At 60.9% G+C, this 21,983-nt stretch carries 19 protein-coding genes; 14 read left to right on the forward strand and 5 right to left on the reverse strand.

Annotated features, from left to right (window positions below):
- Positions 1-12: 12 nt before the first annotated feature.
- Complete coding sequence (locus Q7J58_RS08710) at positions 13-1,584, reverse strand: Fic family protein (protein ID WP_304826287.1); 1,572 nt, start codon at positions 1,582-1,584, stop codon at positions 13-15.
- A gap of 737 nt (positions 1,585-2,321) precedes the next feature.
- On the opposite strand from Q7J58_RS08710, the gene Q7J58_RS08715 reads away from it, so the two are divergent.
- From Q7J58_RS08715 to Q7J58_RS08750, 8 genes are all read left to right on the forward strand, one after another.
- Positions 2,322-3,299 carry a hypothetical protein gene (locus tag Q7J58_RS08715; protein ID WP_304826290.1) on the forward strand — a complete coding sequence of 326 codons (978 nt, stop codon included), beginning with the start codon at positions 2,322-2,324 and terminating at the stop codon, positions 3,297-3,299.
- A 206-nt stretch (positions 3,300-3,505) separates the two neighbouring features.
- A complete protein-coding gene (locus tag Q7J58_RS08720) occupies positions 3,506-3,940 on the forward strand; it encodes a hypothetical protein (RefSeq protein ID WP_304826293.1) in 435 nt (144 codons plus the stop codon).
- Between the two features lie 482 nt (positions 3,941-4,422).
- Positions 4,423-5,205 (forward strand): NERD domain-containing protein, encoded by a 783-nt coding sequence (locus Q7J58_RS08725; RefSeq protein WP_304826296.1) that lies wholly within the window; start codon positions 4,423-4,425, stop codon positions 5,203-5,205.
- Between the two features lie 137 nt (positions 5,206-5,342).
- On the forward strand, positions 5,343-6,383 hold the full coding sequence (locus Q7J58_RS08730; RefSeq protein ID WP_304826299.1) for a PDDEXK nuclease domain-containing protein: 1,041 nt from the start codon (positions 5,343-5,345) through the stop codon (positions 6,381-6,383).
- Between the two features lie 138 nt (positions 6,384-6,521).
- Entirely contained in the window at positions 6,522-8,936 is a 2,415-nt protein-coding gene (locus tag Q7J58_RS08735) for a Tex family protein (protein WP_304826301.1), read from the forward strand.
- Positions 8,937-9,011: 75 nt separating this feature from the next.
- On the forward strand, positions 9,012-9,206 hold the full coding sequence (locus Q7J58_RS08740) for a type II toxin-antitoxin system VapB family antitoxin (protein ID WP_304826304.1): 195 nt from the start codon (positions 9,012-9,014) through the stop codon (positions 9,204-9,206).
- 246 nt (positions 9,207-9,452) lie between these two features.
- Complete coding sequence (locus Q7J58_RS08745; protein ID WP_304826307.1) at positions 9,453-10,556, forward strand: patatin-like phospholipase family protein; 1,104 nt, start codon at positions 9,453-9,455, stop codon at positions 10,554-10,556.
- A gap of 72 nt (positions 10,557-10,628) precedes the next feature.
- Positions 10,629-11,633 carry a rhodanese-related sulfurtransferase gene (locus Q7J58_RS08750; RefSeq protein WP_304826309.1) on the forward strand — a complete coding sequence of 335 codons (1,005 nt, stop codon included), beginning with the start codon at positions 10,629-10,631 and terminating at the stop codon, positions 11,631-11,633.
- Between the two features lie 9 nt (positions 11,634-11,642).
- Here Q7J58_RS08750 and Q7J58_RS08755 read toward each other — a convergent pair whose 3' ends face one another.
- Complete coding sequence (locus Q7J58_RS08755) at positions 11,643-12,779, reverse strand: iron-containing alcohol dehydrogenase (RefSeq protein WP_304826312.1); 1,137 nt, start codon at positions 12,777-12,779, stop codon at positions 11,643-11,645.
- A 111-nt stretch (positions 12,780-12,890) separates the two neighbouring features.
- Here Q7J58_RS08755 and Q7J58_RS08760 point away from each other — a divergent pair, with 111 nt between their 5' ends.
- Together Q7J58_RS08760 and Q7J58_RS08765 are read left to right on the forward strand one after the other, a co-directional pair.
- On the forward strand, positions 12,891-13,874 hold the full coding sequence (locus Q7J58_RS08760; protein ID WP_304826315.1) for an alpha/beta hydrolase: 984 nt from the start codon (positions 12,891-12,893) through the stop codon (positions 13,872-13,874).
- On the forward strand, positions 13,875-14,741 hold the full coding sequence (locus Q7J58_RS08765; protein WP_304826318.1) for a YbgC/FadM family acyl-CoA thioesterase: 867 nt from the start codon (positions 13,875-13,877) through the stop codon (positions 14,739-14,741). It begins immediately after the preceding gene.
- Positions 14,742-14,782: 41 nt separating this feature from the next.
- On the opposite strand, the gene Q7J58_RS08770 is transcribed toward Q7J58_RS08765, so the two are convergent.
- The gene (locus Q7J58_RS08770; RefSeq protein ID WP_304826320.1) at positions 14,783-15,727 is read right to left on the reverse strand and encodes a site-specific integrase; all 945 of its coding nucleotides are present in this window, start codon (positions 15,725-15,727) and stop codon (positions 14,783-14,785) included.
- Between the two features lie 347 nt (positions 15,728-16,074).
- On the opposite strand from Q7J58_RS08770, the gene Q7J58_RS08775 reads away from it, so the two are divergent.
- Positions 16,075-17,181 carry a DNA-binding protein gene (locus Q7J58_RS08775; protein WP_304826323.1) on the forward strand — a complete coding sequence of 369 codons (1,107 nt, stop codon included), beginning with the start codon at positions 16,075-16,077 and terminating at the stop codon, positions 17,179-17,181.
- Between the two features lie 17 nt (positions 17,182-17,198).
- Here the strand turns inward: Q7J58_RS08775 and Q7J58_RS08780 are convergent, their stop codons facing one another.
- Positions 17,199-18,080 (reverse strand): NRDE family protein, encoded by an 882-nt coding sequence (locus Q7J58_RS08780; RefSeq protein WP_304826326.1) that lies wholly within the window; start codon positions 18,078-18,080, stop codon positions 17,199-17,201.
- A gap of 13 nt (positions 18,081-18,093) precedes the next feature.
- On the reverse strand, positions 18,094-19,059 hold the full coding sequence (locus tag Q7J58_RS08785; protein WP_304826329.1) for a folate-binding protein: 966 nt from the start codon (positions 19,057-19,059) through the stop codon (positions 18,094-18,096).
- A gap of 111 nt (positions 19,060-19,170) precedes the next feature.
- On the opposite strand from Q7J58_RS08785, the gene mltG reads away from it, so the two are divergent.
- The 3 genes from mltG to Q7J58_RS08800 are packed head-to-tail and all read left to right on the forward strand — an operon-like array spanning position 19,171 to position 21,939.
- The gene (gene mltG / locus Q7J58_RS08790) at positions 19,171-20,181 is read left to right on the forward strand and encodes an endolytic transglycosylase MltG (RefSeq protein WP_304826521.1); all 1,011 of its coding nucleotides are present in this window, start codon (positions 19,171-19,173) and stop codon (positions 20,179-20,181) included.
- A gap of 40 nt (positions 20,182-20,221) precedes the next feature.
- Positions 20,222-20,881, forward strand: a complete 660-nt coding sequence (gene tmk / locus Q7J58_RS08795) for a dTMP kinase (protein ID WP_304826331.1) — start codon at positions 20,222-20,224, stop codon at positions 20,879-20,881.
- A complete protein-coding gene (locus Q7J58_RS08800) occupies positions 20,878-21,939 on the forward strand; it encodes a DNA polymerase III subunit delta' (protein ID WP_304826334.1) in 1,062 nt (353 codons plus the stop codon). Before tmk ends, Q7J58_RS08800 begins: the two co-directional genes overlap by 4 nt.
- The last annotated feature ends 44 nt before the right edge of the window (positions 21,940-21,983 follow it).

Consider the following 21,983-nt stretch of genomic DNA (forward strand, 5'->3'; position numbering starts at 1 on the left):
ACCAGTCGCCGCTCACCGGCGCGGCGCAGCCCCCACGCCGTCCTCAAACACAACACGAACCGCCTCCACCAAGTGGCCCTGCACGCCATAAAAGGCCCCGCCTTCTTCAAAAATCGCAGGCAGCGCCTGGCACAGCTTGCCGCTGACCACCCAATGGTTCTCGTACAGCGAGCGGATGATGCGGTCGGCGTCGGCGTCGGGCATCTCTACCCAGCGCTTGATGGCGGCGCGGGCCTCGCCGTGCTGGCGCAGCAGCAGCGCCTCTTGGGCCATTTCGTGTTCTACGGTCTGGCGCAGCAAGTCGCTCAGGTAGTGCACATGCGCCGTCAGGTCCAGGTAACGCCAGACGTGTTGCGCGTCATCCGCCTGCAAAAACTCGAAGTTGGTTTCCACGCCATCGGGGCACACCCGGTGCGGCCCAAAGCGGTAGCCGTCGGCATAAGCCCGCATGAACGGCTTGGACACACCCTCCAGCACCTGGTCGTATTGCGCCCGGCCTTGGGCCGATCCGGCAATCGTCGCCGACACCGGCACCACAATGTTTGGCGGCACCGCCTTGTCTGCCGCCAGCAGGTGGTTCACCAGAAATCGGTGAACCCGCCCATTGCCGTCGCTCAGCGGGTGCAGGTACACAAAAGCAAACGAAACCGCCGCCGCACGCGCCACGCTGTCGGCGCCCCGCGTGCGCCGCTCGGTCAGCCGCAGCGCGTCCAGCATGCCGGGCACCCGGTCTTCATCCGGGGCGATGTAGTGCACGATTTGCGCCCGAAAAGTGCTTTGCCCCACAAACACCGGCGACTGGCGCATACCCACCCGCAACGCGTGCTGCCCCAACACCACCTTCTGCAAGGTCAGCAGGTTTTCGGGCGCCATGGCGTCGTCCAGCCGCCCGCTGAACTCGCCCATGGCCGCTGCAAAACGGCGAACCTTGTCGTCCTGGTCGGCTTCGTGCTCCACCGCAAAACTCGCGCGCGACTCCTTGAACGTCAGCCAGGCCGCGCTGCGCAGCAGCAACTCCGGGCCAAAGGCATCGTCCAGCCTTTGCACGCCTGCGGCCACGTCGTACAGCCAGCCCCGCTCGGCTTGCGGCCCCAGATACACCAGCGGGCACAACGCAGGCGACCCCGGCAGGTTGTTGTTGACCCGCCAGCGCCGCACCCGGTCCGCTCGTGTCGCGGTCAGGTACTGCCCGGCATCCATCGCGTCCACATAAGCCACATTGGCCGCCGCGTCCGGCACATCCAGGCGCCGCCCGGTGAACCACTCGTACAGAAACGCGGTGCGGCGGGCGTAGCGGCCCGTGGGTTCATCGCGCACCCAGGCCGCCACGTCCTCTGGGTCCAAGGCGGCAAACAGGCGCGAGAAAAACTCGAAATGCAGCCGCTCGTATTTCAGGCCGAACTCGAAATGCCCCCGAAAACTGTCCGACGGTTGGTACTGCGCAGGCCAAGTGAGCAAGGCCTGGCCATCCACAACCTCGCGCTGGCGCACGGCCCCCAGGTGGCTGCGGATGAGCAGCGGCTGCACCAGGCGAATGCTGTGGAGCTGGGCCAAGCGCTGGAAACCCACAGAGGTATCGGTCATCGCGTTTTTTTGGGTAGAGGAGGCTTTATTTTGATAGAAAAATGGTGATTTTTTACCAAAACGATAGACAGGGTCTTCCCCCGGGCAGCTGGTTCGACCCCTACCGGACGGTTTGGACCCAGCCGCTGCAGCGGCTGGCGAACGAGGCGGAGGCGGGTAGGGCGCTGCAAATGACTAGCAACCGTCACAAGTTGTTGCAGAATGCAACTCTGAACGGAAAACAAAACAACACGTTCCAGCCTAAAGGGAGGCCATGAAACATCCATATACATCACCGCGACGACGCCGGGCCGAACCATCGGGCCGAGAGGCTTTGTCGTTCAGGACTCACAAACCAACTGGCAGAAAGCTAAGCAGCGAATCATGCGCTGGCGCACAAAGATGCCAGTACACCTGCAGAAGCAGCGAAGATGCTAGGGAGGGCTGAAGCTATGCAAACCCGTGTCGCTGAGTTTTTTCGTGCCATTAGCGAGCGCCAAGCTCTGGTGCATTATTTCTTGTTGTAATTTTTTGCAGCGACGACTTTGTTGATTCTGTTATACCTAAATGTTTTGTACAGTCCACGGAGGTAAGTATATGGTTTCAAAGGATTCTTTGATAATAGTGCAACCGATTTCATCGGACTGCAGCCGGTCATATCCGGTGAAAAGTTGTCTACATCAAATTTAGTACCCACATGCAGACAAGACCGAAGCACTATGGAAGACTCTAAAAAACTATACCTATCAGAATTTGCCGTGAATCTTTTCTCTGCCCGCTGGCTAATGACATCTGCAAGCCAGTTTATGACTGGAGGAACGATGGGGGCTAACGAGCAAGATGCTGCCAATAATTGCCATATATATTTAATATGCAAATCCCCAGCAATTTCATTCTCAAAAGACTCCCTTACCTATGAGAGCGGCAAGCTCAGCGTAACAACCAATTATCGAGTCGAAGGAGAATTTAGAGAGCAAGAATTTTTATTCGAATTCCCGCTGCTTGACGGAGCAACTCACGTCAAACTCTCTAAATACCCCCACAAAGAAATACTCACGCTAGATTCGGCAGGAACTGAAGTTAGACACCTTCCAGCCAATATCGTGGCAATGGGCATGGGCTGGCATCTTAAAAACTCTGAACTTAGAAATTTAGAAGTTCTATACATCGGTCAAGCTTTCGGTGATGGTTCAAGGACAGCTTTCGAAAGGCTAAAAAGCCATTCAACGCTCCAAAAAATCCTTGCACAGGCACAATACGAGTCTCCCGATTCAGAAATCCAAATCCTGACATTTGAATACGCACCATACCGAATAATTCACCAAATGGACGGAAGAGCAGGAAACGTCATTTCTGACTATAGAGATCTGAATAGATTCAGAAGAATTCGAGACAATCATCTATCTAAATATGAGCAAATCTGCCTAATCGAAGCAGGCCTGATTCGTTACTTTCAGCCAAGATACAATGCAATGTATAAAGACAACTTTCCGAACGACAAGCACAAGATTCTAGAGGGGTGCTATAACTTGGATTTCTCTGGTTTAATCGTAGAGATAAATACTGAAGAATTAAGATTTAGCATTTTCTCCGAAACAGTAAACCCAAGAGATCATCACATTTGTCAAATTGACCTGCATGACCCTGAAAAACGGTGGGGCTTCTTTCATTGCGGACGAGGTGACGGCACTTTCTTTAAAATACCAGGGGTTATAACGCGGAGTCCAAAGTGCTAAGTTATTTATATAAATTTTTTCACTCTGGGAAGAAGTGGATTTTTAGCCTAAATTATTGATTTATATAGAAATATTATAATAAAAAATTTTTATGGATGACTTAACAAGTCACTCAACACCGCATGTTTCGCTCTCTGGACTTGCAAAAGCTTCGCTTTTGCTCTCCTATTAGTTCAATCGTTAGGCTTCACATTTCACCGACTAAAATGTTCAAACGAATCAAAGAACACCTCTTAGAGAACGTTGCTGGTTGGCTCGTAACGGGACTGGCAACCGCGAGCGTCTTCATCATCACCTGGGGCTTTCCGAGCGCATGGGATAACTTTGCGAACTGGGCAACAACAACATTGTCACCAAAAACCCTTTTCGCCCTTTTGTGTCTTTCACTGCTGGTCAGTGTGGCATTGCTCGCATTCTTAATTCCAAAGCTTGGGGAAGAGCGAAGAACCCTTCTTGGTGGCATCTACTGGGACAAAAACAAGAACCCTTACTGCCCATCGTGCAAAACGCCGGTGGCGAAGTATGGTGAATTTAACTTCGGCGACCACGGGTACTACTGCTCAGTTTGCAAAGAAGTCTTCGTTCTGGCGGACGCTTCAGGCAAACCAATCACGCCTGCCGAAGCGCAGAGCAGACTATGAGGTCTAACCTTAGGCTCAACCGGTCTGGATACTTACTCTAGCGAAACTCTGCAAAATCTAGTTTTATATAATATTGACCTATAAAAATCAATAACTTACAAATACAAAGTACTCTGAAAAATAGCAGAACTTCGGGGTCAAGAACTTCGGGGTCAGGTCTTGTATTGATACATCCAGCTATGCAATATCACTCCATGTCAATACCCTTGAATAGTGAATTCTCTGGCGATCTGCGCAATACAAAGCCTCACCCCAATGTTTGTGCAACCGCTGGATTGGCAAATGGAGTTGTTGCAATACAAGACCTGTCTCTGTATTTTTGACCCTGTATTTTCTTGATAATTTCTCTTGTCATTTTGTTCCCGCGTAGTCTTGAGGATAAGGGTGGACCTGATCCTTAATTCTCCAATTAATTGATTCAAGCCACATTTCATTTGGCAAATTAATCTATTCAATTACAGCACAAATAAGAAATTATATAAATGGACCTTTCACCACTCATCAACCAAATATTCGGCGCTCTGTGGTATCTGATACCAATAGTAATCCTTGCAAGCATTTTAAAATCATCATGGTTTAAAGGTGTAGCTGGCGAGTTTGCCGTCAATTCGTCTGTCAAATTTCTACTTGACAAAGAAAAATACCATCTAATCAAAAATGTTACCCTGCCAACAGAAGATGGAAGTACGCAGATTGATCACATCCTCGTTTCTGAATTTGGTGTATTTGTGGTTGAAACTAAAAACATGAAAGGATGGATATTTGGAAGCCCCACCCAAAAAACATGGACTCAGAAGATTTATAAACATTCTAATAAATTTCAGAATCCATTGCATCAGAACTACAAGCACTTAAAAACCCTTGAAACTTTGCTCGGACTTAATGATCAGCAATTGCATTCCGTGATTGTCTTTGTTGGAGATAGCACATTTAAAACGGAAATGCCTGAAAATGTAACCTATGGCGGAGGATATGCCCGGTATATTAAATCAAAAAGAACACCGGTTCTAACAGCCTCGCAAGTTGTAGAAATCACGAAAAAAATAGAGCAAGGAAGACTTGCGGCATTATTTAAAACAAATCGTGAGCATGTTATGCATGTAAAAAATATTGTCGCCGAAAAAGAAAAGAGTGATATCCCAGGTTGCCCAAAATGCGGCAGTACGATGGTTATTCGGGAAACAAAGCAAGGCCAAAATGTTGGTATGAAATTTTGGGGTTGCACAAAGTTTCCTCAATGCAGAGGAACCATGAATATCAGATAACAGTTTGAAGGCAATCGACGGGAACCACCGAGTAGAGGGATCAGCCGCTCCAAGTTCTGGCCACCCAGCCTGTGGCAAGCTGCAACCCGTTCGCTCTTTCTAGACAAACGATATGAACGCATCAAGGAGGCATTGAGATGAGCGATCAACCCGCATCCCTCTCGCCCGCGCCCGACGGCTACGCCGACTGGCTGCACGACCTGAAAAACCGCATCCACAGCGCCCAGCAGCGTGCGGCGCTGGCGGTGAACCGCGAGCTGGTCTTGCTGTACTGGCAGATCGGGCGCGACATTCTGGTGCGGCAGGCTGAGCAGGGCTGGGGCGCGAAGGTGATCGAGCGGCTGGCGCACGACCTGCGCACCGCCTTCCCGGAGATGAAGGGGTTTTCTCCCCGCAACCTCAAGTACATGCGGGCTTTTGCCGAGGCATGGCCCGAGGCGGCATTTGTGCAGCAGGCTGTTGCACAAATTCCCTGGGGCCACAACCTGGTCTTGCTGGACCGGTTGAACACGGAGGCTGAGCGCCGCTGGTATGCGTCCAAAACCATCGCGCACAACTGGTCGCGCAATGTGCTGGCGATGCAGATTGAAACCCGCCTGCTGGAGCGCAGCGGGTCGGCGGTCACCAATTTCCCGGCCAGCTTGCCCAAACCGCAGTCCGATCTGGCCCGCGAGTCGCTCAAAGACCCGTACCGCTTTGACTTTCTCGGCCTGAGCGACGAGGCGCAGGAGCGGGACATTGAGCGTGCCTTGGTGAAGCACGTCACCGAATTTCTGCTGGAGCTGGGTGCGGGCTTCGCCTTCGTCGGGCGGCAGGTGCTGCTGGATGTGGGCGGCGACGAATTTTTCATCGATCTGTTGTTCTACCACCTCAAGTTGCGCTGCTATGTGGTGATCGAGCTCAAGGCTGGCAAGTTCAAGCCCGAGCATTTGGGGCAACTGGGCTTTTATCTGACGGCGGTGGATCGGCAGGTGAAGCATGAACTCGACAACCCGACCATTGGCCTGTTGCTGTGCAAGAGCAAAAACAAGGTGGTGGCCGAGTACGCCCTGGGCGACAAGGCGCAGCCCATGGGCATTGCGGAGTACAAACTGCTCGAATCCCTGCCCGAAGAGTTGCAAACCAGCTTGCCCAGCATCGAGCAGATTGAACGGGAACTGGGGAACCTGGCCGAATGAGCCCAGGCCCTTCCGAGCGAGCGGAAAACCGATGTGATGGACGGCGCGCCGTTTCCAGCACACCGAAATCGACCGCCGCCCCTGTGTGGCAAACTTCCCCGCTTCGTTTGAACTAGGGCGTTTGGCGCCCCTTGGGACATGCAAAAAATCATCGCGCAGATCGCGCAAGAAATCCGGGTTGGGGTGCACCAGGTGCAGGCGGCGGTGGAGCTGCTGGACGGCGGGGCCACGGTGCCGTTCATTGCCCGCTACCGCAAAGAGGCCACGAACGGGCTGGACGATATTCAGCTGCGTGAGCTGGAGGTGCGGCTGGGCTACCTGCGCGAGCTGGAAGACCGGCGCGGTGCGGTGCTCAAGGCCATTGACGAGCAGGGCAAGCTGACCGACGCGCTGCGCGCCGCCATTGCCGCCGCGCCCACCAAGCAAGAGCTGGAAGACATTTACCTGCCGTTCAAGCAAAAGCGCCGCACCAAGGGGCAGATTGCCCGCGAATGCGGCTTGGAGCCGCTGGCCGACAAGCTGTTTGCCGACCCGACGCTGGACCCGGCCACCGAAGCGGCCGCGTTCACCCAGCCCGCGCAGGTGTTGGACGATGGCAAACCCGGCCCCGATTTTTCGAACGTGCCCGCTGTGCTGGACGGGGTGCGCGACATTTTGAGCGAGCGCTGGGCCGAAGACGCCGCGCTGCTGCAGAACCTGCGCGAATGGCTGTGGGCCGAGGGTTTGCTGAAAAGCACCTTGGTGGCGGGCAAAGATGAAAACCACCCTGACGTGGCCAAGTTCCGCGACTATTTTGATTACGCCGAGCCGATGGGCCGCGTGCCGTCGCACCGCGCTTTGGCGGTGTTTCGGGGCCGTTCGCTGGAAATATTGGACGCCAAACTGGTGTTGCCCGATCCGCCCGAGGCGCAAGCTGCCACCGGCGCTTCGCGTTTGGCCGTGCCTTCGCTGGCCGAGGGCCGCATTGCGCTGCACCTGGGCTGGAGCCACAAGGGCAGGGCGGCCGACGACCTGTTGCGCAAATGCGTGGCCTGGACGTGGCGCGTGAAGCTGAGCCTGTCGAGCGAACGCGACCTGTTTGCCCGCCTGCGCGAGAGCGCCGAGGCGGTGGCCATCAAGGTGTTTGCCGACAACCTGCGTGACCTGCTGCTGGCTGCACCGGCGGGGCCGCGTGTGGTGATGGGGCTGGACCCGGGCATTCGCACGGGTGTGAAGGTGGCGGTGGTGGACGCCACGGGCAAGCTGGTGGACACGGCCACGGTGTACCCGCACGAGCCCCGGCGCGACTGGGACGGCTCGCTGCACACGCTGATCAAGCTGTGTGACAAGCACGGCGTGAACCTGATTGCCATTGGCAATGGCACCGCCAGCCGCGAAACCGACAAACTGGCCGCCGATTTGATCAAGCTGATTCAGAAGGGCGCCGAGCCCGGCCACCCTTGCCATGGCCTGCAAAAGGTGGTGGTGAGCGAGGCGGGCGCTTCCGTTTACAGCGCCAGCGAATTTGCTTCGCTGGAAATGCCGGACGTGGACGTGAGCCTGCGCGGCGCGGCCAGCATTGCCCGGCGCCTGCAAGACCCGCTGGCCGAGCTGGTGAAGATCGACCCCAAGAGCATTGGCGTGGGCCAGTACCAGCACGATGTGAACCAGAGCGACCTGGCGCGCACGCTGGACGCGGTGGTGGAAGACTGCGTGAACGGCGTGGGGGTGGACTTGAACACGGCCAGCGTGCCTCTGTTGTCCAAGGTGTCGGGCCTGTCGGGCAGCGTGGCCAAGGCGGTGGTGCGGTGGCGCGAGGCCAACGGCGCTTTCAAGAACCGCAAGCAATTGATGGACGTGGCCGGCCTGGGCGCGAAAACTTTTGAACAAAGCGCGGGCTTTTTGCGCATTCGCGGGGGCGACAACCCGCTGGACATGACGGGCGTTCACCCCGAAACCTACCCGGTGGTGGAGCAGATCATGGCCAAAACCGGCCAGCCGGTGGCCGCGCTCATGGGCCGGGCCGACATGCTGAAAACCCTGCGGCCTGAGCTGTTTGCGAATGAAAAGTTTGGCGTGATCACGGTCAAAGACATCTTGACCGAGCTGGAAAAACCGGGCCGCGACCCGCGCCCTGACTTTCAGGTGGCCCGCTTCAACGACGGCGTGAACGACATCAGCGACCTGCGCGAGGGCATGATTTTGGAAGGCACGGTGAGCAACGTGGCGCAATTTGGCGCGTTCATTGACCTGGGCGTGCACCAAGACGGCTTGGTGCATGTGAGCCAGCTGGCCCACAAGTTCGTGAACGACGCCCGCGAGATCGTCAAGACCGGCGACATCGTGAAGGTCAAGGTGATGGAGGTGGACGTGGCGCGAAAGCGCATTAGTCTGTCGATGAAGCTGGGCGACGCGCCCGCGTCTTCGGGGCGCGACGGTGGCCCGCGAGACAACCGCTTTGAACCCGCCCGCCAAGGCCAGCGGCCCGGCCCCCGGGGCGCGCAGGCCTCGGCACCCGCGCCCGCTTCGGCCATGGCGTCGGCCTTTGCCAAGTTGCAGGGTGTAAAGAAGTGAGTATGCGGGGGCAGAAGCACCCGAACAGTGCAATGTGATTCAAGATGTCATCTTGATTGATAAATGGAGTTTGTTATGCGAACCACGGTGTCCATTGACGACGCGCTGTACCAGCGGGCTCTTGAGGTGGCCGATCCCGCCATGGACAAAGCCGATTTGTTTAAGGAAGCCATCAAGGCCTTCGTCCGTATCCAGGCTGCCAAGCGCCTAGCTGCCTTAGGAGGGGAGCAGCCTGACATGGCCGATATTCCCAGAACCCCGCCACGATGAACCGCATTTGCTCTTGGACGCATGCCCCCATCCCAACCTTCCCCCAGAGGGGGAAGGGGCGGGACATTACCCGTTGCGGTGCCCCTATCCCAACCTTCCCCCAGAGGAGGAAGGAGCAAGAAACCCCCGGCTGTGAGACGCCTGAGCGTGCCATGTCTGGCTCCCTCCCCCTCTGGGGGAGGGTTGGGGTGGGGGCTCTGCGCGTGGTTCAACATGAGAATGGCTGCTAAGCCTTAACCCGCACCCATGCCATCAACACCCCGCGCCCTGCGCCTGTACGCCGGTCCCAAAGCACGCCAACACCTGGCACAGCACGGCCTGCGCCCGCAAGACGTGGGCATCATTCCCGCCGCAGCGGGCGGGCCGAAGGGGTTGATTCTTGGGCCGCTGGACCGCTTCATTTTTGGCCAATGGTTGCCACAGAGCCAGCAGCCGGTGCACTTGGTGGGCGCGTCCATTGGCGCGTGGCGCATGGCCACGGCGTGTTTGGACCAATCGGTGGCGGCCTTTGAGCGGCTGGAGCGCGACTACATTGCGCAGCATTACGAGCCGCACCCCGGTAAAAAACGCCCCACGGCCAGCCAGGTGAGCGAGCAGTTTGGCCGCAGCCTGCAGCAGTTTTACGGCGGGCGCGTGCAAGAGGTGCTGAGCCACCCGCGTTTTTTGCTGCATTTGGTGGCATCGCGCGGGCGCCATGTGCTGGCGCAAGAAGGCCCGCTGCGCACGCCTTTGGGTTATGCCGGTGCGTTTGCCGCCAATGCCGTGCACCGCAAGGCGCTGGGGGCCTGGCTGGAGCGGGTGGTGTTTTCTTCGCACAGCGCCACCGGGCAGGCGGCGGTTTTGCCTTTTGGCACCCAGGACTTTCGCACCCGCCAGGTGCCGCTGAACAGCCACAACTTCATGGACGCTTTGCAGGCCAGTTGCTCCATTCCGTTTGCGCTGCGCGCGGTGCACGGCATTGCAGGCGCGCCGCCGGGGGCGTATTGGGACGGTGGCATCACCGACTACCACCTGCACCTGCGCTACCGGCCGCCCGCCACCGCGCCCATCGTGCTGTACCCGCATTTTCAGCAGGCGGTGGTGCCCGGCTGGCTGGACAAGGTGTGGAAGCGCCGCCACCGCGCCAGCCCGGCGCTGGACAACATGCTGTTGCTGGCACCCGACCCCGCCTGGGTCAAAACCTTGCCCAACGGCAAACTGCCCGACCGCAACGACTTCACCCACTATGGCCAAGACCTGGCCGGGCGCATGAAAGCCTGGCAAGGCGCCACCGCCGCCAGCCAGCAACTGGCCGATGAGTTCGCGCAGTGGCTGGAGCAGCCTGATTTGTCGTGTGTGGAGCCGATTTGATGTCGGAAGCCGGAACGAAACCTAGCCGTACATAGCTGGAACAACCCAAACCGGGAAGAGGATAATTCCCCTATGACTTTTGTGACTAATCCCCCTTCAGCCCACACCGCCACCGCCGTGGTCCCTGCCGACACCCCGCCAGCGCGTTACCTCACCGCCGCGCTGTACAAGTTTGTGGACCTGCCCGACTACCAGGCCCTGCGCGAGCCCTTGCTGGCCTGCTGCGAAGCCCACCAGGTCAAAGGCACGCTGCTGCTGGCGAGCGAAGGCATCAACGGCACCATTGCCGGGCCCGAGGCGGGCGTTCGCGCCGTGCTGGCCCACCTGCACGCCGACCCGCGCCTGGCCACCCTGCAACACAAAGAAGCCTGGGCCGACAAGCCGCCGTTTTTGCGCATGAAGGTGCGGCTGAAAAAAGAAATCGTCACCCTGCGCGTGCCCGAACTGGACCCCAACAAAACCGTGGGCCAGTACGTGAAGCCGCAAGACTGGAACGCCTTGCTGGCCGACCCGAGCGTGGTGCTGATCGACACCCGCAACGACTACGAAGTGGTCATTGGCACGTTCAAAGGCGCGATCAACCCCAACATCAAAACCTTCACCGAACTGCCCGCCTGGCTGGACGCCCAGCCCGCGCTGCAAGGGCCGAACAAACCCAAGGTGGCCATGTTTTGCACCGGCGGCATCCGCTGCGAAAAGTCCACCGCGCTCATGAAAATGCACGGTTTTGACGAGGTGTACCACCTGGAAGGCGGCATCCTCAAATACCTGGAAGAAATTCCACCCGAGCAAAGCACCTGGGAAGGCGAGTGCTTTGTGTTCGACGAACGCGTGAGCGTGGGCCACGGCCTGCAACCCGGCCCCTACGGCCTGTGCCGCTCGTGCCGCTGGCCGCTGAGCGCCGAGGACAAGGCGTCACCGCACTACGTCAAAGGCGTGAGCTGCCCGCAATGCCACGACAAGCGCACCCCCGAAGAGAAAGCCCACCTGGCCGAACGCCAGCGCCAGGTGGAACTGGCCGAAGCCCGGGGCGAGGTGCATGTGGGTGCGCGGCTGCACCACCATCACGAGCATTGAAGCAAAGCCTCACATAGAAGATTCCAGCATCGCCCGGTAATCCGCCACACTGGCCAGGCGCGGGTTGGTCTTGTGGCAGTGGTCGGCCAGGGCACCTTCAATCACCTTGTCGAACAGGTCGGGCGTCACGCCCATCGCGGCCAGGCCTGACGGCAGGCCCAGGCGGGCGTTCATGTCGCGAATGGCGGGGCCCAGGTCGGCCGCGCTGCCCAGGCCCATGGCTTGGGCCATGCGCTCCAGGCGCCGCTCTTTCTGCACGCTCTCGGCCCCTGCATTAAAGGCAATGACCGCTGGCAAAAACATGGCGTTCAGCGTGCCGTGGTGCAGGCGCGGGTTCACGCCGCCCAGGCTGTGGCTGAGGCTGTGCACGCAGCCCAGCCCTTTCTGGAACGCCATGGCGCCTTGCATGCTGGCGCTCATCATGTTCAGGCGCGCTTCGCGGTCTTGTCCGTTTTGTGTGGCGCGTTCAATGTGTGCCCAGCCGCGCTGTAGGCCGTCGAGCGCTATGCCGTCGGCCGGGGGGTTGAACGGTGCGGCCATAAAGGTTTCCATGCAGTGGGCGATGGCGTCCATGCCGGTGGCGGCGGTCAACAGGGGCGGCAGGCCGAGCGTGAGTTCGGGGTCGAGCAGGGCGGTTTTGGGCACCAGGTGCCAGCTGTGAAAGCCCAGCTTGCGGCCATCGTCCACGATCACAATGGCGCCGCGCGCCACCTCGCTGCCGGTGCCGGCGGTGGTGGGCACCGCAATCAGCGGCGGCACGCGGTCGGTGATTTTGGGCGATCCGCCTTCGATGGTGGCGTAGGTTTTCAGCGGGCCTTCGTGGGCGCTGGCAATGGCCACGCCCTTGGCGCAGTCGATGGCGCTGCCACCGCCCAGCGCAATCAGCCCGTTGCAGCCCTCGCGCTGGTACACCGCCACGGCCGCACGCACGGCGGCTTCGGTTGGGTTGGACGGCGTTTGATCAAACACCGCCAGCGGCAAGCCGGGCAGGGCGGCCCGCGCTTTGTCCAGCAGGCCCACGGCTTTCACGCCGGCGTCGGTCACGATCAGCGGGCGGGTGATGCCCACCCGCTGGCACTCGGCCTGCAACTGCGCCAGCGCGCCGAACTCGATCAGGATGTTGGTCACATACAGAATTTGGGCCATGGGTGTCTCGTGTTCTGGTTAAAAAAACAAAACTATACGGCTGCGCCCGCCCGGTGCCTATGCCACCCACGCGACGACCGGTCCCGCAAAAGACAGCCACAATGCCCACCCATGTCGCACCACCCAAATCCCCGGGCCCTGCTCACGCCGCTCATGCGCGGCCTGCTCGACCGCATCGCCCGCGCCGGGCACCCGCCCATGCATGCGCTGTCGCCCACCCAAGCCAAACAGTTTTACGAAGCAGGTGCCACTGTGCTCGACATAGCCCCCCACAAACTGGCGCGTGTTGAAGACCTGAAGATACCGGCCCGCGATGGCTTTGCGCTGCCCGCCCGCCTGTTTGCCCCGCAGGCTGAGCAGCCGCTGCCGGTGCTGTTGTACCTGCATGGCGGCGGCTTTACCGTGGGCAGCGTGGCCAGCCACGAACGGCTGTGCCGCCATCTGGCGCACTTGGCCCACTGCGCCGTGGTGTCGGTGGACTACCGGCTGGCACCGGAATGGAAATTCCCCACCGCCGTAGAAGACACCTGGGACAGCCTGGCCTGGTTGCGCGAACACGCGGCGGCGTTGCGGCTGGATAGCTCTCGCATCGCCGTGGGTGGCGACAGCGCGGGCGGCACGCTGGCAGCGGTCACGGCCATTGGCGCCCGCGACGCAGGCTGGCCGCTGGCATTGCAATTGCTGTTTTACCCCGGCTGCGCTGGCCACCAAAACACGCCTTCGCACCACACCTTTGCCAAAGGCTTTCTGCTGGAAGAGCAGCACATCAGCTACTTTTTTAACCACTACCTGCGTTGCCCCGCCGACCGGGACGACTGGCGATTTGCCCCGTTGGACGGGGTGGATACGACCGGGCACGTGCGCGAGCTGGACGGTGTGGCGCCCGCCTGGGTGGGCCTGGCCGAATGCGACCCGCTGACCGACGAAGGTTTGCTGTACGCCGACCGCCTGCGCATGGTCGGTGTGCCGGTGGACCTGGAGATTTACGCCGGGGTGGTACACGGATTCATCAACTTCGGTCGCGCCATTCCCCAAGCGCTGACCGCCCACAACGACGCCGCCCGCGCGCTGCGCCATGCTTTTGGAGACACCTGAATGAGCACCCTGAAACGCACCGACTTTCGCTTTTTCCACCGCATGCGCGTGCGCTGGGCCGAGGTGGACATGCAAAAGATCGTGTTCAACGCCCACTACCTCATGTACTTCGACACCGCCATTTCGGATTACTGGCGTGCGCTGTGTCTGCCGTACCAGGACACCATGGACGCGCTGCAAGGCGACCTGTACGTGGTGAAAGCCACGGTCGAATTTCACGCCTCGGCGCGGGTGGACGACCAGATTGAGGTGGCCATGAAGTGCAGCCGCATTGGCAGCTCGTCCATGACCTTCACCGGCGCCATTTTCCGGGGCGACGAGTATCTGATCACCGGCGAAATCGTCTACGTGTTCGCCGACCCCGCCACCCAAAAATCGCGCCCGGTGCCGCAGGCCCTGCGCGACATCATGCTGGGTTTTGAAGCGGGCGAAGCCATGAGCGCGGTGAAAGTGGGCGCCTGGAGCACGCTGGGGCCTGATGCACAGCGCATCCGGACCGAGGTGTTTGTGCAAGAACAGCGCATACCCAAAGAGCTGGAATGGGACGCGGCCGACGCCAGCGCCATGCACGCCGTGGCCTACAACCGCCTGGGCGTTCCCGTGGCCACCGGGCGCTACCTGGACAAGGGCGATGGCACGGTGAAAGTGGGTCGCATGGCGGTGAACCGCGTGCTGCGCGGCGGCAGCCTGGGCCGCGACGTGCTGCACGCCCTGATGCACGCAGCCCTTGAACACGGCGCAACCGAGGTGGTGCTGTACGCCCAGCGCAGCGCCCAAGGTTTCTACACCCGTCTGGGCTTTGAATGCCGGGGCGAGCCGTTTGTGGAAGCGGGCATTGACCATGTGGAGATGGTCAAAAGCCTTTGAGGGCACTGCGTACCTGTGGGGGGCCACCGCTGCGGCCCTGTCTATCCACCCTTGCCAAGCCCTTGCTCGAACCGGGCTTGCAGATTGGCACCGGAGACCTCCAGGTAGCGCATGGCCGACTTGACGTCTTTCCAGCCCACGTATTCCATCAGTTCCTTGATGTCCCAGCCGCTGGCTCGGGCCCAGCCTGCGAAGCCGCGGCGCATGGAGTGGCTGCTGTATGCCTGGGGCGAATCGACACCCGCTTCTGTGAACAGGCTGCGCAGCACCGGGATCAAGCTGCTGGCATGCAGGCCTTCCTCACCCAGGTGCCCCCAGCGGTCGATTTTTCGGAACACGGGGCCCTCGGTCAAACCGGTCAGCTCGATCCAGTCGTTGAAGGCGCTCACGGGACACAGGCGCGATAACGCCGGGCATTTGAAGACGCGCCCCTGCAGCTGCCGGTCGGTCTTGCTGCGACCCAGGTAACAGGTCATGCCCTGGTCGGGGGTGACTTCGGTGTGTTCCACGCGCAGATGGACCAGCTCGTCGGAGCGAAAGCCACGCCAAAAACCCAGCAGCATCAGGCTGCGGTTGCGCGTGTGGCGAAGCAAGGCCTGCTGGTCACCGGTGCTGCGGGCCTGCTCAATGGCAGCGCCGAGCCACGCATCCACCTGCTGAAGCACCACCAACTCCAGAGGCCGTGCCCGCTTGTCTGGCACGGCGTGGACCGCACGAATGCCTTTGAGAACCTGGCGCACCAACGGCGACTTGGTGGGGTCTGGAAAGCCGTGGTCGGCATGCCAGCGCGACAGCGCCGCCAATCGCTGGCGCAGCGTGTTGATGGCGTGTGTCGCGGCGTGGTCGGCCAGGTAGCGGGCCATGGCCTCGGCGGTGGACGGCAGCAAGCCCTTCCACTCGATTTCGAAATGGCGAACAGCGGAAGCGTAACTTTTGCGCGTGTTGTCGCGCTCTGCCGCCTGGAGGTACTGGTCCACACGGTTCATGGGCGGGCGCTGTGGCGGGCGTGAAAAAACCGCTGGAGGTTTTGGCTTGGGATCTTGATCTTCATCGTGGCGCGCATTGTCTACCGTGGCTGGTCTGAAAACGTGTTTTTCGATCACTTCGATCACTTCGCGCCCTCACGCAGCCCGCTTCTCACTTTCCCCACCCCTAAAACGCCTTTTCATCGCACGGCATGCGCCAGCGCGCCTGTCCACGTGGATTTCGCGGATCACCACAAATAATCAACCATTACTCTATGTGATTTTATATAGAAATGAAATTTTCTAGAAGATAAAATAGTATGTAATATCATATTACGTACTGTAGTATGAAATAACCGAGGCAACCCATGGCCAGAGCCGGAATCTACAAATCTGAGGTGGTGCGCGCACGCGATAGGCTGCTGGCCAGCGGGCGCTATCCGTCGATTGATGCGGTGCGCGAAGAACTGGGGAATACCGGCTCCAAGGGCACCATCCACCGCTATCTGAAAGAAATCGAGGAGGAAGAGGGCCCCGCCACCGGCAGCCGGGTGGCCGTGAGTGAGGCGATCCAGGACCTCGTCGGGCGCCTGGCCTCCCGGGTGAACGAGGAAGCGCAAGAGCGCGTCACAGCCGCCCAGGCCCAACACGCCGAGCAGATCAGCCAACACGAGCAAGCCGCAGCGGCCCTGAAAGCAGAAGCGCTGTCAGCCCGCCAACAGCTGGAGCAAACCCAGCGCATGCTGGTCAGTGAAAAGGCGGGGCACTGCAAAGCGAACGAGGCGTTGAGCCGCAAAACCCTGGAATGCACCCAGCTCACCCAGCAGGTGTTGGACTTGCAAGAACGCCTTGCAGCTGAGGAGCGGCACCGCCAGTCGCTGGAAGAAAAACACCAGCATGCCCGCCAGGCCCTGGAGCATTTCCGGCAATCCAGCAAGGAGCAGCGCGAACAAGACCAGCGCAAGCACGAGCAACAGATGCAATACCTGCAGGCCGAATTGCGCTCGGTGAACGAAGTTTTGGCAGGCAAACGGCAAGAAGCCGTTCACGCCCTGCAAGAGAACGCGCGGCTGTTGGGCGATTTGTCTCGCGCACAGAGCGATCTGCACACCGCACAAGAAGAGGTGCGATCCCTGCGGCCGCTGAAGGATGCGCTGGGTTTTGCACAGGGGCGCACCGAGGCGCTGGGCCAGCGTCTGGTGGAGCAAGATGCAGCACTGGAGCAGCTCAGCACCGCCAAAGACCGGCTACAGGCCTGGGGCGATGGGTTGCTGGCCGAGAAACAGCAGTTGGAACTGGCGCTGGCTGTGGCCAGGGCGTCGGTGGCGGCGCAAGAAAACATCGTGGCCAGCGTGCTGGACCGCTTTGTGGCGGCTGCAACGGCTTCTGAAGCGGCGGTTAAAAAAACGGAAGTTGAAGCCGAGGGGGAAGAGGATGGGGGAGAGGAAAAAATGCCACCGAAAACACAGGCTTGAACCCGATTCTGCGGTTTTCACCACACCAGTGTTTCGCTGCGGTGCTCGGGCTGCAAGCCCCCAACGGGCTTGGGCATATTCGGTGCAGCTGCGCTGTGCGCATGGGTCCATTCGTCCAGCTTGACCTGCCACCGCCCAGGCGTGCGTGCATGCGGCTGGACGCGCACCACCAAGCTGCTGCGGGTGCCGTAGCCGCGCTCAGGCATGCGCACGAACGGACTGGACAGGTGGCGCTCCAACGCCAGCGCCACGCCGGTGCTGGGTAAATCCGCGTCAGCGGCCTGCTGCTCGTCAACCAAAGCCGGGGGCAAGTGGGCCCACCAAGGGGTGCCGTTTTCAGCCTGCCCCAGTTTCTCAAGCGATGAGCCCAGCGCCTGCGTCAGCCGCTGCGTCTTGGGCCACGGGGTGTTCAACGTGGCGTTGGACAAGCCATAAATACCAGCGCCCAAGCGTTGCGTGTGCAGCCGGGTCGTGTGGGTCGATGGCGCTTGGTGCGGGTTCTGGGGGTCGCGGTTGCCCAGCCAGGCCCAAAAACGCTGGTGAAAATCGCCCACGACCAGGTTGAAGCCGCCGTAGGCCCCGGGGTCGATGCTGGACTGCAGGGCGTCACCGTCCAGAGCGCCAGCGAGCCAACGCGTGGGCAACTCACCCCGGCTGCGCTGGGCGGTGCCCGGCTGAGCGTCGCGCACATTGGTCAGCATGGCCACGCGTCCGTTTGGGCTCACACCCAGCCAGGTGCCGCCGTCGCGCAGGTCGCGCCCGGCCACCACGTCGGAGCCTGAAGGCAAAGACCAGCGGTGCAGTCCCGCGGTGGGGCGGTCCAGAAACTCGTCGCGGTTCGCTGCAATCAGCAGCGGGCAGGCTGCGTGGGCGTCAATCGCAAAGGCGATCAGGCACATGGGTGGATTGCCATTAAATATCGTTGAGCAAAGGGTAGGGCAGTGGCAGCAGGGCCAGCGCCGGGCCTTGCGGGCCCACCGCGTTGAGCATGCCCGCCTCAGCCGCGCGCGTCTGCATGGACACCACGGCATGCCAGCCGCCGCCCGGGCAAGGCGCAGCGGCGGCCACGGTGCCGCAAGGTTGCTCGGTGTCGCTGCTGTGAAACACCTCTTGCCCCACGGCCAGCGGTGCATCGGCTTGCACCAGGTAGGCCCGGCGCTTGAGCGTGCCCCGGAACTGGCTGCGCGCCACCACCTCTTGGCCGGGGTAGCAGCCTTTCTTGAAGTTCACACCCCCCACCGATTCATAGTTGAGCATTTGCGGCACAAAAGCTTCGAAGATGGGCTGCGTGACCGCGGCCACGCCGCTCATCACATCGAGCCAGGCCCAATGCGCCGTCTCCAACAGCGGGCCTGTGGGCTGCGGCGCAGCACCGTCCTGCACAGGCAGCACCCACAAGGCTCGTGCCACGCCAGCGCCGGGGTACAGGCGCACACCATGCGCGCCATCGGGCCCGGTGGTGTGGCTCCACGGCGTTTGCGGCACATCCACCGGCGTCGGCCCTGCCACGCCCCACAGGGCGAACGCATCGCTGGCATCGCTGAGCTTGGCCTGCGCGCGCAGCACAAACATGGACAAGCGCTTGAGGGTGGCGGGCAACAGGTCGCGGCTGCAGACCAGCAAAATATCGTCGTGGCTGAGCTTGAAGCCCACAAAGCTGGCTTGCATGCGCCCTTTGGCCGAGCAAAAAGCGGCCAAACGCGCTTCGGACAAGCCCAGGAGTGAAAAGTCTTGTGTGAGCTGGCCGTGCACAAACTTCGCGGCATCGGCGCCATGGACGCGAATCACACCCAGATGGGGCAGGGGCGCTGCGCCCACCAGGGTTTGGGCATCAAAGACGCGCGCGAAATCGGGGGCTGTAGCGGGTGCGTTGCTCATGGTGGTGGTTCCATCGTCGTTCAGATGGCTGGATTATGATCACCCGCCCATTGCAGCGTACCCCGCTGTGCACGTACCCCCTCTCCTTTCCCAGACGCCCAACCTCCTGTGATACGCCTGCTGAAACTGCTGCTTGCCCTGACAATTCTGGGTCTGGGTGCCGCTGCCGCTGCTGCTGGTGCCTGGTGGCTGCAGCGCCCTCTGCAGATGCCCAACACCGTGAGCGCCGAGGCACCGCTGGAGGTGACCATTGCACCCGGTAGTTCGGCCCGTTCCGTGGCCGACACGGTGGTCAATGCCGGCGTTCAAGGGCCTTCCGTGCTGCTGTACGCCTGGTTTCGACTCTCGGGTGAATCGCGCCAGATCAAGGCGGGCAGTTACGAACTGGCTCCGGGCACCACGCCTGCCAGTTTGTTGTCCAAACTGGTGCGGGGTGAACAGGCGCTGCGCAGCCTGACCCTGCTGGAAGGCTGGAACATCCGCCAGGTGCTGCAAGCGGTGCGCAGCTCGCCCGACCTAAAGCAAGACATTGACGGCTTGAGCATGGCCGACCTGATGGCGCGCATTGGCTACCCTGGGCGCCACCCCGAGGGGCGGTTTTTCCCCGACACCTACCGCATGGCGAAAAACACCCCGGCCTCTGCTGTGCTGCGGCAGGCCGCTCAGGCCATGGAGCAACAGTTAAACATCGCCTGGGCGCAGCGCGCACCCAACAGCCCCCTGCGTTCGCCAGACGAAGCCCTGATTCTGGCCAGCATCATTGAAAAAGAAACCGGGCTGGAGAGCGACCGTGCCATGGTCGGCGGCGTGTTCAGCAACCGCCTGCGCATCGGGATGCGGCTGCAAACCGACCCCAGCGTCATCTACGGACTGGGCGAACGCTTTGACGGCAACTTGCGGCGGGTGGACCTGCAAACCGATACCCCCTACAACACCTACACCCGTGCCGGCCTGCCGCCCACGCCCATTGCCATACCGGGGCGTAACTCGCTGAAGGCGGCGGTGATGCCTGCGACCACCGACGCCATGTATTTCGTTGCCCGGGGCGATGGAGCCAGCTATTTCAGCGCCACGTTGCAAGAGCACAATGCGGCGGTGCGGCGCTACATTTTGGGTCGCTGAGCGGTCTTTTGCCTGGCATCCCCCGATACCCACTGTTTATATGGCACAGCCCGGACTTTTTATCAGCTTTGAAGGCATCGACGGCGCGGGCAAGTCCACCCACATTGAGGGCTTGGCTGACGCGTTTCGTGCGCAAGGTCGCAGCATCACGCTCACCCGAGAGCCCGGTGGCACCCCATTGGCCGAGAAATTGCGCGCGCTGGTGCTCAACGATGCCATGGACCCGCTGTGCGAAGCGCTGCTGATGTTTGCCGCACGGCGCGACCACTTGCAGCAAGTGATTGAACCCGCACTGGCTCGGGGTGAGGTGGTGTTGTGCGACCGGTTCACCGACGCCACGTTTGCCTACCAAGGCTATGGGCGCGGTTTTGACTTGGGTGTGCTGCGCCAGCTGGAAACCTGGGTACAAGCCCGACCCGACACCGCAGACCCATTGCGCCAGCCCGATCTGACCGTCTGGTTTGATCTGCCGCCCGAAGTGGCTGCACAGCGCCTGGCATCGGCGCGGGTACCCGACCGTTTTGAATCCCAGCCTGTGGCATTTTTTGCCCGCGTGGCAGCGGGCTACGGCCATCGAATGACCGAACAACCCGACCGGTTTGTCCGCATTGCGGCCGAACAGCCGGTGGACGTGGTGTGGCTCAGCGTGCGGCAGGCGTTTGTGCAACACGGCTGGCTGGCGCCAGAGGAGTCGACATGAGCACCGCGCCTGAAAAGTCCACCGCCGCGCCACTGGCGCCCTGGCTGCAACAGCAACTGCACAGTCTGCTGGCCCAACGCGGCCATGCCTTGCTGCTGTCAGGGCCGTCGGGCCTGGGTCAGTATGAATTGGCGCTGGCGCTGGCGCGCACCTGGTTGTGCGAACAGCCGACAGAGCAGGGCGCTTGCGGCCATTGCGGCAGCTGCCACGCCATCGACGTGCGCACCCACGCCGATTTGTGCGTGCTCATGCCGGAAACGCTGAGCCTGGAGCTGGGCTGGCCGCTGGATGAAAGCGCGCAAAAAGAGATAGACGACAAAAAGCGCAAGGCCAGCAAGCTGATTCGGGTAGAAGCCGCCCGCGACGCCGTGGGTTTCACGCAGTTCACCCGTTCGCGCGGCAGCACCAAGGTGGTGTTGGTGTATCCGGCCGAGCGTATGAACACAGAGGCCGCGAACACCTTGCTGAAGACACTGGAAGAACCGGTGGGCGAGGTGCGTTTTGTGCTGGCCACCGAAGCTGCGCACCAGTTGCTGCCCACCATTCGCAGCCGCTGTCAGGGCCATGCCATGATCTGGCCAGCGCCCGACGACGCTTTGAACTGGCTCCAGGCGCAAGTCAGCGCCCTGGGCAAACCCGGCACGGACGCGGCCACACGCGAACAAGCCGAGGTGTGGTTGCAAGCCGCTGGCGGGCGCCCCACCGACGCACTCGACTGGGCGCGCGGTGGCTTGAACGCGCAGGTCTGGACCCAACTGCCACAAGCCCTGGCCCGGGGCGATTGGAGCCTGTTGGCCGACTGGCCCGCAGCCCGCCAATTGGCTGTGCTGCAAAAGCTCTGCCACGATCTGATGGCCACCGCCGCAGGCGCCATGCCCCGGTTTTTCCCGGCCAACACGCTGCCCAAAGCTCCGCGCTGGGCGGTGCTGGCCACTTGGTCGCGCGAACTCATGGGGGCCGCCCGCACGGTGGAACATCCATTCAATACAGGTCTGATGCAGGAAGCCTGGGCCGCTCGTACCCGACAGCTACTCAACCCTGGCGGCGGAGCCATCTGACCAGCGCCACCGCAGGATGGCGCGCATGGGCAGGACCTGAATGC

It is taken from the genome of Hydrogenophaga sp. (genome assembly GCF_030656115.1).
In the GTDB taxonomy this organism is placed as follows: Bacteria; Pseudomonadota; Gammaproteobacteria; order Burkholderiales; family Burkholderiaceae_C; genus Hydrogenophaga.

Bases quoted from the DNA above. Each gene is read 5' to 3' on its own strand.
- Q7J58_RS08800 (WP_304826334.1), top strand. From the start codon at position 20,878: ATGAGCACCGCGCCTGAAAAGTCCACCGCCGCGCCACTGGCGCCCTGG.
- Q7J58_RS08770 (WP_304826320.1), bottom strand. From the start codon at position 15,727: ATGAACCGTGTGGACCAGTACCTCCAGGCGGCAGAGCGCGACAACACG.
- Q7J58_RS08710 (WP_304826287.1), bottom strand. From the start codon at position 1,584: ATGACCGATACCTCTGTGGGTTTCCAGCGCTTGGCCCAGCTCCACAGC.
- Q7J58_RS08760 (WP_304826315.1), top strand. From the start codon at position 12,891: ATGTCGCACCACCCAAATCCCCGGGCCCTGCTCACGCCGCTCATGCGC.
- tmk (WP_304826331.1), top strand. From the start codon at position 20,222: ATGGCACAGCCCGGACTTTTTATCAGCTTTGAAGGCATCGACGGCGCG.
- Q7J58_RS08720 (WP_304826293.1), top strand. From the start codon at position 3,506: ATGTTCAAACGAATCAAAGAACACCTCTTAGAGAACGTTGCTGGTTGG.
- Q7J58_RS08745 (WP_304826307.1), top strand. From the start codon at position 9,453: ATGCCATCAACACCCCGCGCCCTGCGCCTGTACGCCGGTCCCAAAGCA.
- Q7J58_RS08735 (WP_304826301.1), top strand. From the start codon at position 6,522: ATGCAAAAAATCATCGCGCAGATCGCGCAAGAAATCCGGGTTGGGGTG.
- Q7J58_RS08725 (WP_304826296.1), top strand. From the start codon at position 4,423: ATGGACCTTTCACCACTCATCAACCAAATATTCGGCGCTCTGTGGTAT.
- Q7J58_RS08775 (WP_304826323.1), top strand. From the start codon at position 16,075: ATGGCCAGAGCCGGAATCTACAAATCTGAGGTGGTGCGCGCACGCGAT.
- Q7J58_RS08740 (WP_304826304.1), top strand. From the start codon at position 9,012: ATGCGAACCACGGTGTCCATTGACGACGCGCTGTACCAGCGGGCTCTT.
- Q7J58_RS08765 (WP_304826318.1), top strand. From the start codon at position 13,875: ATGAGCACCCTGAAACGCACCGACTTTCGCTTTTTCCACCGCATGCGC.
- Q7J58_RS08750 (WP_304826309.1), top strand. From the start codon at position 10,629: ATGACTTTTGTGACTAATCCCCCTTCAGCCCACACCGCCACCGCCGTG.
- Q7J58_RS08785 (WP_304826329.1), bottom strand. From the start codon at position 19,059: ATGAGCAACGCACCCGCTACAGCCCCCGATTTCGCGCGCGTCTTTGAT.
- Q7J58_RS08755 (WP_304826312.1), bottom strand. From the start codon at position 12,779: ATGGCCCAAATTCTGTATGTGACCAACATCCTGATCGAGTTCGGCGCG.
- Q7J58_RS08780 (WP_304826326.1), bottom strand. From the start codon at position 18,080: ATGTGCCTGATCGCCTTTGCGATTGACGCCCACGCAGCCTGCCCGCTG.
- Q7J58_RS08730 (WP_304826299.1), top strand. From the start codon at position 5,343: ATGAGCGATCAACCCGCATCCCTCTCGCCCGCGCCCGACGGCTACGCC.